Genomic DNA, 15574 nt, shown 5'->3' with positions numbered 1-15574 from the left:
TTCCGGTGGGTCGCGTGCGGTCGCGGCGCATCGGTCGAGAGGGGACGTCCGGGATGGTCGACGAAAGACGTGGGCAAGCAGCCCTTTTCGACGCGCTGACAACCAAGGGCACTGCCTTCACCGAGGAGGAGCGCCGCACCCACGGCCTGCTGGGCCTGTTGCCGACCGCGGTCAAAACAATGGACGAGCAAGTCGCGCACTGCTGGCACGAGTTCTCCACGCGACACGACGATCTGGACAAGCACATCTATCTGCGGGCGCTGCAGGACCGCAACGAGACATTGTTCTACCGCGTCCTGGCCGACCACATCCCCGAGGCGCTGCCCATCGTCTATACCCCGACGGTAGGCGAAGCCTGCCAGCGGTTCAGCGAGATCTACCGCCGTCCACGCGGATTGTTCGTGTCCTACCCCGATCGAGACCGTCTGGAGGAGGTGCTGGAAAACCGGCCGCACCGCGACGTCGACGTGATTGTGGTGACCGACGGTCAGCGCATCCTGGGGCTGGGGGACCAGGGCATCGGCGGGATGGGCATCCCGATCGGCAAGCTTTCGCTGTACACCCTCATCGGTGGAATCGATCCGGCTCGGACACTTCCGATCGTGCTCGACGTCGGCACCGACAACGTCGAACTCCTTCAGGATCCCCAGTATTTGGGCTGGCGTCACCGCCGCATCGACGGCGCCGAGTACGACGCTTTCATCGACAGGTTCGTCACCGCGGTGCGTCAACAGCTTCCCGATGTGCTGTTGCAGTGGGAAGACTTCGCCACAGCGCACGCACAGCCGATTCTGGCTCGCTATCGCGACACGCTGTTGACCTTCAACGACGACATCCAAGGCACTGCGGCGGTTACGGTCGGGGCGCTGCACGGCGCCGCCGAGGTAGCCGGCCGGCCGTTGTCGCAGCAACAGGTCGTCATGCTGGGTGCGGGGTCGGCCGGTATCGGAGTGCTGACCATGGTCCACCGCGAGATGGTCAGCGAAGGACTCTCCGAAGAGGCTGCCCGGGAACGGATCTGGGTGGTCGACGTGGTGGGTCTGCTCACCGACGACCGGACCGACCTCTCGGATGATCAGCGGGTGTTCGCCCAGCCCGCCGCGCGGGTGGCTGACTGGGGGCTACCGGGTCCGGCGCAGCTTGCCGATGTGGTGCATCGTGTCGACGTGGGAGTCTTACTCGGGTTATCCACGGCCACAGGTGCTTTCACCGAGTCGATCGTCCGCGAGATGGCAGGCAAGACTGAGCGGCCGATCATCTTCCCGCTCTCCAATCCGACCAGCCGTGCGGAGGCGCACCCCGCCGAGTTGGACCACTGGACCGACGGGCGGGCACTGATCGCCACCGGTTCCCCCTTCGCGCCGATTCGCCGAGATGGCGTCGAACATGTTGTCGCACAATGTAACAACGTCTACATCTTTCCGGCGATGGGATTGGCTGTCACCGCGGCGCAAGCGACCCGGGTCACCGACGAAATGATGCGGGTCGCGGCCGCCACCCTCGGCGAGGCGTCACCCGCCCTCAGCGACCCCGACCAGCCGCTGCTGCCGTCGTGGTCGGACGCCCCGGATGTCGCGGTGCGCATCGCGCAGGCCGTCGCAGAACAGGCCGTGGCCGAAGGCGTCGCCCCGCAGCGCAGCAGCGCTGAGATCGCCGAGCGGATCGAGCAGGTGCACTGGCGCCCCACCTACCGCCCGGCCTGACCGGAGCGCCTCGCCCGACCGCGGACCTACCATGGCCTCGTGTGGGAAATCCTCTCGGTGCTGTTGCTCATCGCGATCGTCGTAGGCTTTCTGGCGCCGCGGCTCTTCCGTCGGAGGCTGGGCGCGAATTCGCTGAGCGGCACGCTGCTGATCACCGGTGTCAGTCCGCCACCCGACGCCGCCGGTGAGCAGTACGTCACGATCACCGGGGTGATCGACGGACCCACGGTCAGCGACTACACCGTCTACCAACGGATGACGGCCGACGTCGACCGCTGGCCGTCGGTGGGGGAGTTGAAGCCGGTGGTCTACTCGGAACGCAATCCCGACAACTGGGCTTTCGCCCCGGCGGATCCGGCGGCAGACTGACCGGTCAGCTGTGGCCGATGTGCAGCAACTTGGCCAGGTTCGACAGCTTGACCCGTGGCCGGCCGTGCGGCTCGCCGGCCGAGCGTTCGTGCTCGTCGATCGCCTTCCAGTGCGCATCGGTGACCACTTTGGGCTGCCGTTCGATCAACCACTCGGCAAGCTTGTCGGCGTGGTCGCTGTCGAATTCGGCCAGGTCGGCCGCGGCGGTGAGGTCGGCGATCAGGGCGTCAACGGTGTCCTGCGAGTCCTTCTTGTTGGTTCCGATCACCCCGGACGGGCCGCGTTTGATCCAGCCGACCACATATTGATTACTGCTGCCCTCGATCCGGCCGTCGCTGTGCGGGATGGTTCCGGACTTCTCGTTGAAGGGCAGCCCCTCGGTCGGAACGCCGCGGTACCCCACCGAACGGACGACCAGCTGAACGGGCACCTCCTCCCGCTCGCCGGTGTCTTTGGCGGTCACCCGCCCGGTGTCGTCGGTGACGAGTTCGTTGTGCCCGAGCACGATCTTCTCGACCCGGTCGGTACCGGCGATCTCGATCGGTGACGTTTGGAACCGGAACACGATCCGGCGGTGGCCCGGCCGCAATTCCTTGCCGACGTAGCTCTTGAGCACTTTGATGTTCTGCTTGCACACCTTGCCGACGGCCGTCGCGTCCTCCTCGGTGATGTGCTCGAAGTCGGCGGGATCGACGACAACGTCGACGTTCTCCAGGTCCGCCAGTTCACGAAGCTCCAACGTGGTGAAGGCGGCCTGCAGCGGGCCGCGGCGACCGATGACGATCACTTCCTCCACACCGCGGGGACGCAGCGATTCGAGCGCGTGGTCGGCGATGTCGGTCTCGGCAAGCGCGTCCGGCTCGGTCACCAGGATGCGCGCGACGTCCAATGCGACGTTGCCGTTGCCAACGACTACGGCTCGGGCGCCGGACAGGTCGGGTGAGATCTCCTCGAAGTGCGGGTGCGCGTTGTACCAACCGACGAAGTCGACCGCGGCGACGCTGCCGGGCAGCTCCTCGCCCGGGATATTCAGCGGCCGGTCGGCCTGCGCGCCGATCGCGTAGACCACCGCGTCGTACTGCTCGGCGAGTTCGGCCGCGCTGACATGCTCACCGATCGCGACGTTGCCGAAGAACCGGAACCGGTCGTCCTCGGCGGTCTTCTCGAACTGCCTGCTGATCGATTTGATCTTGGGGTGGTCGGGTGCGACGCCGGAACGAACCAGGCCCCACGGCGTGGGGAGCATCTCCAGCATGTCGACGGCGACGTCGAATCGGTCGTCGGAGTCGGCGGCTTTGAGCAGCGAGGCCGCGGCGAAGAATCCCGAGGGACCCGACCCGACGATCGCAACGTGGAAAGGGCGCATAGCCCACGATGCTAAACGTCCGCCCTGCTCGCCCGTGGCCGACAGCTTTGATTGCCCGACTCCTCCTCGCTCCGCGGCGCGGAGTGCATCTTTGCGACGGGGCTGTGTACCCGGCCGGTAACGTGAGCAGGCGTGCACCCCGATCGACAGGCCGATATCGCAGCACTCGACTCCACGCTGACCACGGTGGAGCGGGTGTTGGACGTCGACGGTCTGCGCAGTCGGATCGACAAGCTCGAGCACGAGGCGGCCGATCCCAACCTGTGGGACGACCAGGGTCGCGCGCAGCGCGTCACGAGCGAGCTCTCCCACACCCAGGGCGAGTTGCGCCGTGTCGAAGGGCTGCGTCAGCGGCTCGACGACCTGCCTGTGCTCTACGAGATGGCGGCCGAGGCCGGCGCCGGTGGCGCGGAGACAGAAGCCGAGGCGGACGCCGAACTGAAGGCATTGCACGCCGACATCGAGGCGATGGAAGTTAGGACGTTGCTGTCCGGCGAGTACGACGAGCGGGAAGCTCTGCTCAACATCCGCTCCGGTGCCGGCGGTGTGGACGCCGCTGACTGGGCCGAGATGCTGATGCGGATGTATATCCGGTGGGCTGAGCAGCACAAGTACGGCGTCGAGGTGTTCGACACGTCCTACGCCGAAGAGGCCGGGATCAAGAGCGCGACGTTCGCCGTGCATGCTCCCTACGCGTACGGCACGCTCTCGGTCGAACAGGGCACCCACCGGCTGGTGCGGATCAGCCCGTTCGACAACCAGAACCGGCGGCAGACGTCGTTCGCCGAAGTCGAGGTGCTGCCGGTGGTGGAAACCACCGATCACATCGAGATTCCCGAGGGCGACCTGCGGGTCGACGTGTACCGCTCCAGTGGTCCGGGAGGTCAGTCGGTGAACACCACCGACTCCGCGGTTCGCCTTACACACATCCCGACGGGTATCGTCGTCACTTGCCAGAACGAGAAGTCCCAGCTGCAGAACAAAGTTGCAGCGATGCGGGTGCTTCAGGCAAAGTTGTTGGAACGCAAGCGTTTAGAAGAACGTGCCGAGCTCGACGCATTGAAGGGTGACGGCGGCAGCTCCTGGGGAAACCAGATGAGGTCGTACGTGCTGCACCCGTATCAGATGGTCAAGGACCTGCGCACCGAGTTCGAGGTGGGTAACCCGGCGGCCGTTCTCGACGGAGACATCGACGGATTCCTGGAAGCAGGAATCAGGTGGCGTAACAGAAAAGATGACGACTAACACGACGCTTTTAGCGGCGAGCTCAGCGCAGCGCTGGCACGACTTCTGGCACGGCGCGCTCGGTCAGTGGATCATCACCCGCGGTCTGCGGGTGGTGATGCTGGTGATCGTCGCGATGCTGGCTGTCCGGTTCGTCACGTGGGTGACTGATCAGATCAGCCGACAACTCGACGAGCGCTTCGTCGAGGGTGATGCCCTGGTCCGGTCGGAATCCTCTAAACACCGGCAAGCCGTGGCGTCGGTGATTCAGTGGGTGTCGATCGTCCTCATCGCGATCTGGGTCATCGTCCAAATCGCCAGCGTCTTGAGCTTTTCCGTCTCAGGGTTGGTCGCGCCGGCGACGGTCATCGGGGCCGCGCTGGGTTTCGGCGCCCAGCAGGTGGTCCGCGACATCCTGTCGGGGTTCTTCATCATTGTCGAAAAGCAGTACGGCTTCGGCGATCTCGTCACGTTGACCGTGGTGTCGACGGCCGAGGCGAGCGGCACGGTGGAGAACGTTACGTTGCGCGTGACCCGACTTCGCTCGCCGAACGGTGAGGTGCTGACCGTCCCGAACGGTCAGATCATCAAGGCGGTCAACCAATCCAAGGACTGGGCCCGCGCGGTGGTGGACATCCCGGTGTCGACGAGCGTCGACCTCAACCGCGTCAGCGAGGTGCTGCGCAACGAGTGTGAGAACGCGCTCGACAATCCGATACTCGGAGACCTGCTGCTGGACGCGCCAACTGTGATGGGCGTGGAGAGCATTCAGGTCGACACCGTCACGTTGCGGATGGTCGCCCGCACGCTGCCCGGCAAGCAGTTCGAGGCTGGTCGTCAGCTGCGTGTCCTGGTCGTTCGGGGCTTGGCCCGCGCGGGAATCGTGACCGCTGCCGATGCGACGGTCGGTGTGGTCGACGGCCCGGGTGTCGAGGTGGCCGAGGCAGAGCGGAAAGAGTACGAAAAGTCCCACGAACCGGTTCAACGCTGATGAAGCTGACACTCAACGTCCTGGAAAACCCGCCCCGCAACGCGGACAAGCGCTGGCCCGCCTATATGTTCGGCGGTCGGCTCCGCACGTCGACCCTGGTGTTGATCGCGGCGTTCTTCGCCACCTGGTGGACCTACAACACTTACCGTCCACACCCGCCGCCGCCCGTCGTGCCACAGGTCGTGCCGCCCGGCTACGTGCCCGACCCCAACTACACCTGGGTGCCGCGTACCCGCGTGCAGGAACCCCGCTATGACACGCCGACGCGCACGCCGACTCCCACGGTGACGTCGACGCCGCCGAGCATTCCGCCCCCGACGACCTCTCCGACGACGACGACACCGCCGCCGCTGTTCACGCTGCCGCAGCTGCCGCCGCCGTTCGGCCCCCCGACGACGCCCAGCCCGGCATCGCCGGGAACCACCCCCGCTCCGGCGCCCGCGGCCGGATTGCCCCTGCTACCGGGCCTGCCGCGATGACGCGCCCGGGCCGGCCAGCGCGCCGCGTGGTCGGGACGCCGGACGTTCACGGTTAGACTGGCGACCCGTGATGATCACCCTCGACCGAGTCACCAAGTTGTACAAGTCCTCCGCGCGGCCTGCGCTGGACAACGTCAATCTCAAGATCGACAAGGGTGAATTCGTCTTCCTCATCGGGCCGTCGGGCTCGGGCAAGTCGACCTTCATGCGACTGCTACTGGGCGCCGAGACGCCGACCAAAGGTGACGTACGGGTCTCCAAGTTCCATGTGAACACCCTGCCCGGGCGCCATGTGCCCAAGCTGCGTCAGGTGATCGGCTGCGTGTTCCAGGACTTCCGGCTGCTGCAGCAGAAGACCGTCTTCGAGAATGTCGCGTTCGCCCTCGAGGTCATCGGTAAACGGGCCGACGTGATCAACCGGGTCACCCCCGACGTGCTGGAAATGGTGGGATTGTCCGGCAAAGCCGGCCGACTGCCGCACGAATTGTCCGGTGGCGAACAGCAGCGGGTGGCTATCGCGCGCGCATTCGTCAACCGGCCGTTGATCTTGCTGGCCGACGAGCCCACCGGCAACCTCGACCCGGAGACCAGCAACGACATCATGGATCTGCTCGAACGAATCAACCGCACCGGGACCACGGTGCTGATGGCCACGCACGACCACCACATCGTCGACTCGATGCGTCAGCGCGTCGTGGAACTGTCGCTGGGCAGGCTGGTTCGCGACGAGCAGCGCGGTGTCTACGGGATGGACCGATAAGTGCGTTTCAGCTTCCTGTTCAACGAGGTCCTGACCGGCTTCCGGCGCAACGTGACGATGACCGTCGCGATGATCTTGACGACGGCCATTTCGATCGGTCTGTTCGGTGGCGGTCTGCTGGTGGTTCGGCTGGCCGAACACTCCCGAAGCATCTATCTGGACCGGGTCGAGACCCAGGTCTTCCTGACCAACGACATCTCCGCCGACGATGCGAATTGCGAAAGCCCGCAGTGCAAAGCGTTGCGCGAGAAAATCGAGAAGCGCAACGACGTCAAGTCGGTGCGGTTCCTCAACCGTCAGGATGCGTACAACGACGCGATCCGCAAGATCCCTCAATTCAAGGATCTCGCGAGCAAAGACGCCTTCCCGGCCTCGTTCATCGTCAAGTTGGAGAACCCCGAGCAGCACGCCGAATTCGACGCGGCCCTGCAGGGTCAGCCCGGGGTCGACCATCTGCTCAATCAGAAGGAGCTGATCGACCGGCTCTTCGCAGTGCTCGACGGGTTGTCCAATGCCGCGTTCGCTGTGGCGTTGGTTCAGGCAGTTGGCGCAATTCTGCTGATTGCCAACATGGTTCAGGTGGCCGCCTATACGCGGCGCACCGAGGTCAGCATCATGCGACTGGTCGGCGCCACCCGCTGGTACACCCAGTTGCCATTCCTGGTGGAGGCGATGGTCGCGGCAACACTGGGTGTGCTGATTGCCATCGTCGGGCTGATGGTCGTTCGTGCCTTGTTCCTCGACAGCGCGTTGAGCCAGTTCTATCAGGCCCACCTGATCGCCAAGGTTGACTATGCGGACATCCTCTACATCTCACCGTTGCTGCTGCTGGTCGGCGTCGCGATGGCCGGAGTGACGTCGTACGCGACGTTGCGCCTGTACGTACGGCGGTAGTGGTGGCCAAGACGCCGAACAAGAATGCGCCGGCTCGGCAAATCCTGGCGACCAACCGCAAAGCCCGGCACAACTACTCGATCTTGGACGTCTACGAGACCGGGATAGTTTTAGTCGGTACTGAAGTTAAAAGTTTGCGGGAAGGTAAGGCGTCGTTGGCCGACGCGTTCGCCACCGTCGACGACGGCGAGGTTTGGCTCCGCAACCTGCACATTCCGGAGTATCACCACGGCAGCTGGACCAACCACGCTCCGCGTCGCAACCGGAAGTTACTTCTCCACAGGCGGCAGATCGATGTACTCATCGGCAAAATCAAGGATGGTAACCTCGCGCTCGTTCCGTTGTCGCTGTATTTTTTCGAAGGAAAAGTCAAGGTGGAGCTTGCATTAGCGCGCGGTAAGCAGGCCCACGACAAGCGGCAGGACATGGCCAAGCGAGACGCCCAACGTGAAGTGATTCGCGAGCTGGGCAGGCGATCCAAGGGCATGAGCTGATCGGGGCGGCGTACGCCCAGCTCTCTGCAGTCAGCTACGGCGTCAGTGACTTCGTCGGCGGTGTAGCGTCCCGCCGGGCGGCCGGGCTACGCGTCATGCTGGTCACCTACCCACTCGCAACATTGTTGCTGGGAGTGCTCGCAGTGACCTCCGGGGGCCCCATCCACTCGGGTGCGGTGCTGTGGGGTTCGCTGTACGGAATCAGTCAGGCGGTCGGGGTCTACTGGTTCTACGCCGCCGTCAGTGCCGGCCCCATCTCGGTGGTCTCGCCGTTGGCCGCAGTGCTGAACGCCGCGGTTCCCGTCGCGGTCGGCGTGGCAATCGGCGAGCGACCGGGCGCCGGCGCGTCGGCGGGCGTGGCGCTGGCGATGCTCTCGGTGATCATGGTCAGCCGGGAGTCGCCCGACGACGCCGATGTCCGGACCCACAGATTCACCAGCAAGGTCGCCTGGCTGACGATCGGGTCGGGCGTGGCGTTCGGGCTGGATTTCGTGCTGCTGCACGAGGCCCCGGTGGCGTGCCGCATGTGGCCGCTGTTCTTCGCCCGTGCCGCGGCCACAGTTCTGGTGATCGCCGTGGCGGCGGCGAGTGACAATCTCGCATTGCCGTCCCGCACGCCGTTGCGGTTGGCGCTCCTGGCAGCGCTACTCGACACCTGCGCGAACGTCAGCATGTTGTTGGCGATCCAGAAGTGGATGCTGTCGCTGGCCAGCATTCTGATCTCGCTGTACCCGGCGACGACCGTCGTCCTGGCGATCATCGTGCTGCGCGAGCGGCTGACGCGCTGGCAGGCGTTCGGCATGCTGCTGGCCGCGGTGTCGGTGGGAATGATCGCTGCCTGACCGGGAATGAACGCTGCCCGGTCTGCCGTTGACAAGCGCGTATCATGAATTGTCTTGCCGAAAATCGGCAGGGGTGCGAGGGGCTGAACGGTTTCGACTTCGCGCATCGAATCAAGGGAAGCGTGCCGGTGCAGGCAAGAGACCACCGTAAGCGTCGCTGCAACCATATAAGCGCCGATTCACATCAGCGCGACTACGCACTCGCTGCCTAAGCGACTGCGTGTCTGTCAGACCGGGAGCGCCCTCGGCCCGGACCCTGGCATCAGCTAGAGGGACAAACCTACGGGTCCGGTCGCGGGATCCGTAGGGACATCAAACAGCGACTGGGATCGTCATCTCGGCTTGTTCGCGTGACCGGGAGATCCGAGTAGAGACACAGCGGACTGCGCACGGAGAAGTCTTGAGGGAATGCCGTAGGACCCGGGTTCGATTCCCGGCAGCTCCACCGAATGGAAACAGGCCAGGCCGAAAGGTCTGGCCTGTTTCCTTTTTCATCAACACGTCAGTGTGTTACTCCGTCGAGACCGTTCGTGCTCGACGTCTCGGTCATCGCCTCGACCACCCTGTTAGGCCGGCCAGTCGTCCGGTGTGGGGAGCAGTGTGCCGCCGGCGAGTTCCGACGCCGCCAACTCCTCCGCGACCCGGCTGATCGAGCCGACCCCTGCGCTGATCCAGGTGCGGTAACCGACACCGGATTGCTCGAACCTTCGTGCCCTCAAATGAGTTGTGGGGGAGAGGAATTGAGGTTTTCCGGAAACCAACCTGCGATTGACGTCAGATCGAGATACCGCTGAGGTCGGCCAGCCCACCAAGGTCGGCTAGCCCGCCGAGGTGGGCGAGATCTGCTGACATTGCGGTTGCGGCGGGAGTGTCGATGATAGGCAACCACGTGTTGAAGAAGTCCAGCTCATCGATCGTGCCGGTCGGCCCGGTGGAAAAATAGTTGCCGAACTGGCCGAAGAACTCAACGATATTGGCCGAGGTCCCGTCCGGGCTCGTCATCGAAGAATCCCCGAACAACACTTGTGCAGGACCGGGCAGCGCCGCTGATCCGAGAGCGATTTGGTCCCATCCGGTTCCGACAGCGGGCGCTAGTCCTGTGCTATCGGTGACTACCTGCGAATCGTCGCTGAAGCCGATGAGCGGGAGCAAACCGATGATTCCACCGGTGTCTTTGACGTCATAGGCTCCAGTAACGGTGGCCCCGTCCAAAAAGGTGTAGGGCAGGATCTGCTCCTCGAAGTTGTACACGTAGGGAATCGACGAGGATTCGATCGTCGTCGTCGGGTCGCCCAGAAAGCCGGGTGGCACGAAATCCAACGGTGACGGCGTGGGAAGCGGGTCGTCAGTGGCGAAAGCCATCGGACTGCTGAGGAACGTTGCGCCCAGTACACCGGCACCGACTGCGCCGATGACTCCTGCCCATGAACGAACAAGTCGACCCATTTCCGAATCCCCTTAACGTCGGGCTGCTGGCGCATTCGCGGCGAAGTTTAGCTGAGAAACTCACATCTTACTCCGGCCTGAGTCTCAGAAATTACCTAAAAACCCTTTCGGTCTCAGCGGGGATTTAGCTGTTCGGCGACAGCAGCGGCGGGGGAGGAGAACAAAGCAGACAGCGCGAGCGCGGGTCGAACCGAGCCTCAGGTCTTGACGCTGTCAAGACAAGAGAACGAACCCGCAGGTTACGAGACGCGAGCCGGACCGAGCCGTAATGAGACGGCAGGTTAGGCGGCAAAAGCCCTGCTAGAGAAGCGGGTTCGATTGGCGGAGAGGTCAATTCCTGTCCGCTCAGGGAACATTGATTTCGACTCCGACAATTCGACGGGCCGCAGAGATAGGCCCGACGTTATCGCGATGCGGCAGAACTACTTCGAGCATCCCAAAGCCGTCGTGTCTGATCGCCGATCGACGGGTGATGGATCTCTTGAAAGTTCCGTCCACCTCTACGGAACGTGGCAACGACGGCGGCCGGCGCATCTTGCTCGAGGATTGGCGTCTTCAACCACGCGCAGCGCCGGACGTGCACGAGGTCGACCTCTGTGGCCGATTTCTCGGCGTCGCGAAAATAGTTCCCGGCGATGCGGCCCAGCCAGTACCACCCATTGATGTCGCGAGTCCAGACAAAGGAGTCGTTGTCGACTGCGGCAAATCGGGCGACTCTCCGGACCAACCGTTCGTGCCCAGCCGGGCCACTCACTAGCTGCCCGAAACCGCAGAGTCCGAGGAGCCGAGCGCGGTCGATGGCGGCTTGCGTCTCGACTGCATCGTCGCGGGATCGCATCGGCACGCGGTAGACGGCGACCATGACTACATGGTGCCTCGGTGCCTAGGCGGACGAGTCGGGTTGACCGGACGCTAGCTCAGCAGCTCCCGCCACTTCGGGTGCCACAGCAGACGGACCGGGAGAGCGGGCGCTTCGTGCGGCGGCTGGGTAGTGGATCCGGAAATCTGGTTCCAACCCGACCGTCGTCGTTCCCAGACACCGCCGTGGTCGGCGGCAAAGGGTCGGCGCTGTAGCACTTCGCGAACCATCGATTTCAGCGGCAGAGCAGCAAGTTCGTCACACGTATCGATGCGCTGAAGCGGTATCGCCATCCCCGTTTTCATGGGCCGTGCGTTCCTTTCGGATGCGATGAACCCCGACTAGTTACCCATAGTACGTAGGTTTTGAGCGCAGCCGCGAGGCCAATTGAGGTTTCGGCGCTCGGGCCGGCCCTGACTTTTGACGCGTGAGCAACTGCCTGATGCCGTCAGCCGAGGTCGCGACGCCGTACCTTCCCACTGGGGTTGGCTCGCTCACCAGATGTGCACTTCTGATCTGTCGCGGCTTTTGTCCCTTTAATCTCCCGACATGGACCGCATTTGGCAGTGGGCGTGGGACCGATACGGGTCGAGGTACTACATCTGGTGGCTCTGCGCGACCAGCGTTTTCGTGTCACTGCCGATCTACTCGACGCTGGTATCACTGCCGATCGTCGCCTTCGAGAAGTCCGACAATTACTGCGGGGCAACGGCTGTCACCGTCGCCGCAATTGCTGTGCTGGCGTGCATCATGATCCTCCCGAGTCGTCGGTGGGCCCGACTGGTGAAGCAGTGGGGGGCGGGCCAAGATGTCGATCCACTGAAAGCGTTGGAAGCCACCTACACCTATGCCCGCACCGCATCGATTCGAGTGGTGTGGGCGACCGGCGTTTGGGCCGCTGTGCTTTCGGTCGGCATCGCCGCGATAGCCGGGGCTCCCTGGTCGCGAGTGATCCAATACGGGATGCGGGGCGCCGTCATCGGAGCGGCCGTGCAACTGATCGCCTACCACAGCATCGTCGAGGGAACGATGCGACCAGTTCGTATCGCCCTCATCGGTGATACCGGTATCGGCGACACGTTGCCGCGGTCGCGCCCCTCGTTCGCCATGCGCTCCAACTTGTCGATGATCTCCGTGTCGCTCGGATACGGAGTGGCCGGCGCGATGCTTGCGACCGCATTCAATTCAGTCAGCGACGCTCCAATCCTGTCCGTTGTGATCGGTGGACTCATGACGTTCGCTTTTGCGGTACCGGTCACTGTCGGGCTCGGCTTCTCTCAATCACTTCAACCCATACGCGACCTCGCTGCCGGTGCCGAACGTGTCGCGATGGGGGATTACAGCCAGCGTTTGCCGGTGGTACAAGACGACGATTTGGGCGCGCTGGCAGGGTCGTTCAACCGGATGCAGACGGGTTTGGCTGAGCGGCAACGGCTTCAAGGTGCCTTCGGGACGTACGTCGATCCTGCGTTGGCGTCGCGGCTACTCGAGCAGGGCGACGACGTGTTCACCGGCGAGCGTCGCCAAGTGACCGTGATGTTCATCGACATCCGCGATTTCACTCCGTTCGCCGAGGCAAATACGGCCGAGGACACCGTTGCCCGTTTGAACGCGCTGTTCGAGATTGTCGTGCCTGCCGTCGTCGATGCCGGAGGGCATGTCAACAAATTCCTCGGCGATGGGGCGCTGGCTGTATTCGGTGCGCCGAACGACCTCGCGAATCACGCCGATCAAGCCGTGTCCGTTGCCCGGCGAATTCTGCGGCGGGTTGACGCGCAATTCGGCAGCGCTCTCAAGATCGGTGTCGGAATCAACACCGGCGTCGTGATCGCGGGCACCATCGGCGGCGGAGGAAAACTCGAGTTCACGCTGATCGGTGACGCAGTGAACGTCGCGGCCCGCATCGAGCAGCTGACCAAATCGACCGGCGACACCGTCTTGATCAGCCAATCGTGCGTCGACGCGCTCGCTCGCCGGCCGCTCGGCCTGATCGACCGGGGATCGCACGCGTTGAAGGGCAAGTCGGCGGCGGTGCAGGTATTTACGGTAGATCCAGAGGTCGATGAGTCAACCTGACGTCACGAGTCTGGGTACCTCACACCGCCTGATGCCGTCGGCCGAGGTCGCGACGCCGTACCCTTCCACCGTGAACGCGATCGACCCAGGCAAGCTCGACATTTGCCTTCAGGTGCTAGCCGATATCGAGGCGTTGCCGCCGGAGCATCCCGACGCGGTGACAGTGCGCCGCGCCACCGCACGCCTGTTCAAGTCGGTCAAGAAAGCCCGCCGGCACGCCAAGCGCGACGCGGTGGCGGCCGCCGACCGCGCCGTCATCGCTGCTACTGCGACGGGTGCCCCGGGCCGCATCGACGATGAAACCGCAGGCCTGCCGCTTGTCTCGACCGCGGTCGGGGCGAGCGCCGGAACGCTGCTCCGATCGCGGGCCTGCTACATCTGCAAGAACCACCACACCGTCGTCGACGCGTTCTATCACCAACTCTGCCCGGACTGCGCCGCGCTCAACCGCGCCAAGCGCGACGCCCGCGCCGACCTGACCGGCAGGAGTGCGCTGCTCACCGGCGGCCGCGCGAAGATCGGCATGTACATCGCGCTGCGTCTGCTTCGCGACGGTGCCCACACGACCATCACGACCCGGTTTCCGAACGACGCCGTGCGCCGCTTCGCTTCGATGCCCGACAGCGGCGACTGGCTGCATCGACTGCGGGTGGTGGGCATCGACCTGCGGGACCCGGCTCAGGTCGTGGCGCTTGCGGACACCGTGGCCGCGCAGGGGCCGCTGGACATTCTGATCAACAACGCCGCTCAGACCGTGCGCAGGGCACCTGGCTCCTACGCGGCCCTCGTCGACGCCGAGCGGACGCCGGCGCCGGAGCTCGTCGACGTCATCACTTTCGACCGGGTCAGCGACGCCCATCCCGCGGCGCTGGCCGGAAGTCTCGCGCAACACCAAACTCCGCACGCGTTAACCGAATTGGCGCTCGCCGCGCGAAGCGCGTCACCCGACCGGATCGCTGCGGGCATCGCGATCGACGCCGGCGGTCTGCTGCCCGACACCGCATCGATCAACAGTTGGACCCAACGCGTGCACGAGGTCGACGCGATGGAGCTGCTCGAAGTGCAGCTGTGCAACCAGACGGCGCCGTTCATTCTGGTGAGCCGGCTGCGCCCGGCGATGGCGTCATCGCCCGCGCGGCGCAAATACGTCGTCAACGTTTCGGCGATGGAAGGCCAGTTCAGCCGCGCCTACAAGGGTCCCGGGCATCCGCACACCAACATGGCCAAGGCAGCGCTCAACATGCTCACCCGGACCAGTGCCGGAGAGATGCTGGAGCAGGACGGCATTCTGATGACCGCGGTCGACACGGGCTGGATCACCGATGAGCGTCCGCACCCGACCAAGCTTCGCCTCGCCGAGGAGGGCTTCCACGCCCCGCTGGATCTGGTCGACGGTGCCGCCCGGGTCTATGACCCCATCGTTCGCGGGGAATCCGGCGAGGATCTGTACGGCTGCTTCCTGAAGGACTACGCACCGAGCAATTGGTAGCGCAGCACCGCGTCAGTCGATGGTGTGGACGATCAAGATGTCGACCTTCGCCTTGCGTGCAACGGTGTCGGGTACCGAGCCCAACAGGCGGCCGGCGACAGTGCCCAGACCCAAGTTGCCGACGACGAGCAAGTCCGCATCGACCTCGTCGGCCAGCTTCAGCAACGCGTTGACCGGCGCCCCGACGACCGAGCGCTCTTCGATGTCGCTGGCACCCGCGGACTTCGCACGTAGGCGGGCATCTTGAAGGATTGCGTATACGGGCGCGCTTCCGTGCATGCGGTAACCCGAATCGCCGAGGCTGTCGGCGGCCCTGCCGTCGGTCACCCGATCGGGGGACGGGGGTCGCGACCATCCACCCTTTTCCGAGGTGTCGGTGTGCGCGCTCGCAATGACCAGCTTGGCTGAGTCTTGCGCGGCGATAGCGCCCGCACGGTCGACCGCGCGGAACGACGACTCCGAGCCGTCCGTGCCAACCACGATCACCCGATAGCTCATAGCGCCTCCATCAGTCGGTCCGCGACGACAGCACGACCCTATCGGCCCGATTTCAGCGAGAGGGCTCATTCCGGCAAACAGCCG

At 64.5% G+C, this 15574-nt stretch carries 15 protein-coding genes and 1 other RNA gene; 12 read left to right on the top strand and 4 right to left on the bottom strand.

Annotated elements, in window-relative coordinates; translation table 11 throughout:
* Window positions 1-53 precede the first annotated feature (53 nt).
* Together ACZYW1_RS04555 and ACZYW1_RS04550 are read left to right on the top strand one after the other, a co-directional pair.
* Window positions 54-1703 carry an NAD-dependent malic enzyme gene (locus tag ACZYW1_RS04555; protein ID WP_463783635.1) on the top strand — a complete coding sequence of 550 codons (1650 nt, stop codon included), beginning with the start codon at window positions 54-56 and terminating at the stop codon, window positions 1701-1703.
* 39 nt (window positions 1704-1742) lie between these two features.
* Window positions 1743-2072: a hypothetical protein gene (locus tag ACZYW1_RS04550; RefSeq protein ID WP_463783634.1), complete on the top strand. Its 330-nt coding sequence runs from the start codon at window positions 1743-1745 to the stop codon at window positions 2070-2072.
* 4 nt (window positions 2073-2076) lie between these two features.
* On the opposite strand, the gene ACZYW1_RS04545 is transcribed toward ACZYW1_RS04550, so the two are convergent.
* A complete protein-coding gene (locus ACZYW1_RS04545; protein WP_463783633.1) occupies window positions 2077-3438 on the bottom strand; it encodes an FAD-dependent oxidoreductase in 1362 nt (453 codons plus the stop codon).
* A 132-nt stretch (window positions 3439-3570) separates the two neighbouring features.
* On the opposite strand from ACZYW1_RS04545, the gene prfB reads away from it, so the two are divergent.
* The 8 genes from prfB to ssrA all read left to right on the top strand — a co-directional run bounded on the left by prfB (window position 3571) and on the right by ssrA (window position 9570).
* Window positions 3571-4683: a peptide chain release factor 2 gene (gene prfB / locus ACZYW1_RS04540; protein ID WP_463783631.1), complete on the top strand. Its 1113-nt coding sequence runs from the start codon at window positions 3571-3573 to the stop codon at window positions 4681-4683.
* Window positions 4673-5653 (top strand): mechanosensitive ion channel family protein, encoded by a 981-nt coding sequence (locus tag ACZYW1_RS04535; RefSeq protein WP_463783628.1) that lies wholly within the window; start codon window positions 4673-4675, stop codon window positions 5651-5653. The genes prfB and ACZYW1_RS04535 overlap by 11 nt, the downstream gene beginning before the upstream one ends.
* Window positions 5653-6132: a hypothetical protein gene (locus ACZYW1_RS04530; protein ID WP_463783626.1), complete on the top strand. Its 480-nt coding sequence runs from the start codon at window positions 5653-5655 to the stop codon at window positions 6130-6132. The genes ACZYW1_RS04535 and ACZYW1_RS04530 overlap by 1 nt, the downstream gene beginning before the upstream one ends.
* Window positions 6133-6202: 70 nt before the next feature.
* Window positions 6203-6892 (top strand): cell division ATP-binding protein FtsE, encoded by a 690-nt coding sequence (ftsE, locus tag ACZYW1_RS04525; protein ID WP_463787678.1) that lies wholly within the window; start codon window positions 6203-6205, stop codon window positions 6890-6892.
* On the top strand, window positions 6893-7786 hold the full coding sequence (ftsX, locus tag ACZYW1_RS04520) for a permease-like cell division protein FtsX (RefSeq protein ID WP_463783625.1): 894 nt from the start codon (window positions 6893-6895) through the stop codon (window positions 7784-7786).
* 2 nt (window positions 7787-7788) lie between these two features.
* A complete protein-coding gene (gene smpB / locus ACZYW1_RS04515) occupies window positions 7789-8280 on the top strand; it encodes an SsrA-binding protein SmpB (protein WP_463783622.1) in 492 nt (163 codons plus the stop codon).
* A 95-nt stretch (window positions 8281-8375) separates the two neighbouring features.
* Window positions 8376-9122 carry an EamA family transporter gene (locus ACZYW1_RS04510; protein ID WP_463783621.1) on the top strand — a complete coding sequence of 249 codons (747 nt, stop codon included), beginning with the start codon at window positions 8376-8378 and terminating at the stop codon, window positions 9120-9122.
* 79 nt (window positions 9123-9201) lie between these two features.
* Window positions 9202-9570, top strand: a transfer-messenger RNA (tmRNA) gene (gene ssrA, locus ACZYW1_RS04505).
* Between the two features lie 118 nt (window positions 9571-9688).
* Here the strand turns inward: ssrA and ACZYW1_RS04500 are convergent.
* Both ACZYW1_RS04500 and ACZYW1_RS04495 read right to left on the bottom strand, forming a co-directional pair.
* Entirely contained in the window at window positions 9689-9841 is a 153-nt protein-coding gene (locus ACZYW1_RS04500; RefSeq protein ID WP_463783619.1) for a hypothetical protein, read from the bottom strand.
* A gap of 55 nt (window positions 9842-9896) precedes the next feature.
* Entirely contained in the window at window positions 9897-10442 is a 546-nt protein-coding gene (locus ACZYW1_RS04495; protein WP_463783617.1) for a hypothetical protein, read from the bottom strand.
* 1534 nt (window positions 10443-11976) lie between these two features.
* On the opposite strand from ACZYW1_RS04495, the gene ACZYW1_RS04490 reads away from it, so the two are divergent.
* Together ACZYW1_RS04490 and ACZYW1_RS04485 are read left to right on the top strand one after the other, a co-directional pair.
* Window positions 11977-13503 (top strand): adenylate/guanylate cyclase domain-containing protein, encoded by a 1527-nt coding sequence (locus ACZYW1_RS04490; RefSeq protein ID WP_463783616.1) that lies wholly within the window; start codon window positions 11977-11979, stop codon window positions 13501-13503.
* A gap of 70 nt (window positions 13504-13573) precedes the next feature.
* On the top strand, window positions 13574-14992 hold the full coding sequence (locus ACZYW1_RS04485; RefSeq protein WP_463783615.1) for an SDR family NAD(P)-dependent oxidoreductase: 1419 nt from the start codon (window positions 13574-13576) through the stop codon (window positions 14990-14992).
* A 12-nt stretch (window positions 14993-15004) separates the two neighbouring features.
* Here the strand turns inward: ACZYW1_RS04485 and ACZYW1_RS04480 are convergent, their stop codons facing one another.
* The gene (locus ACZYW1_RS04480; protein WP_463783613.1) at window positions 15005-15490 is read right to left on the bottom strand and encodes a universal stress protein; all 486 of its coding nucleotides are present in this window, start codon (window positions 15488-15490) and stop codon (window positions 15005-15007) included.
* Window positions 15491-15574 lie beyond the last annotated feature (84 nt).

The sequence above is a fragment of the Mycobacterium sp. IDUB_36 genome (assembly GCF_055419225.1).
Note: the sequence above shows the minus strand (reverse complement) of the source record. Positions and strands in the feature narration are given on the sequence as shown.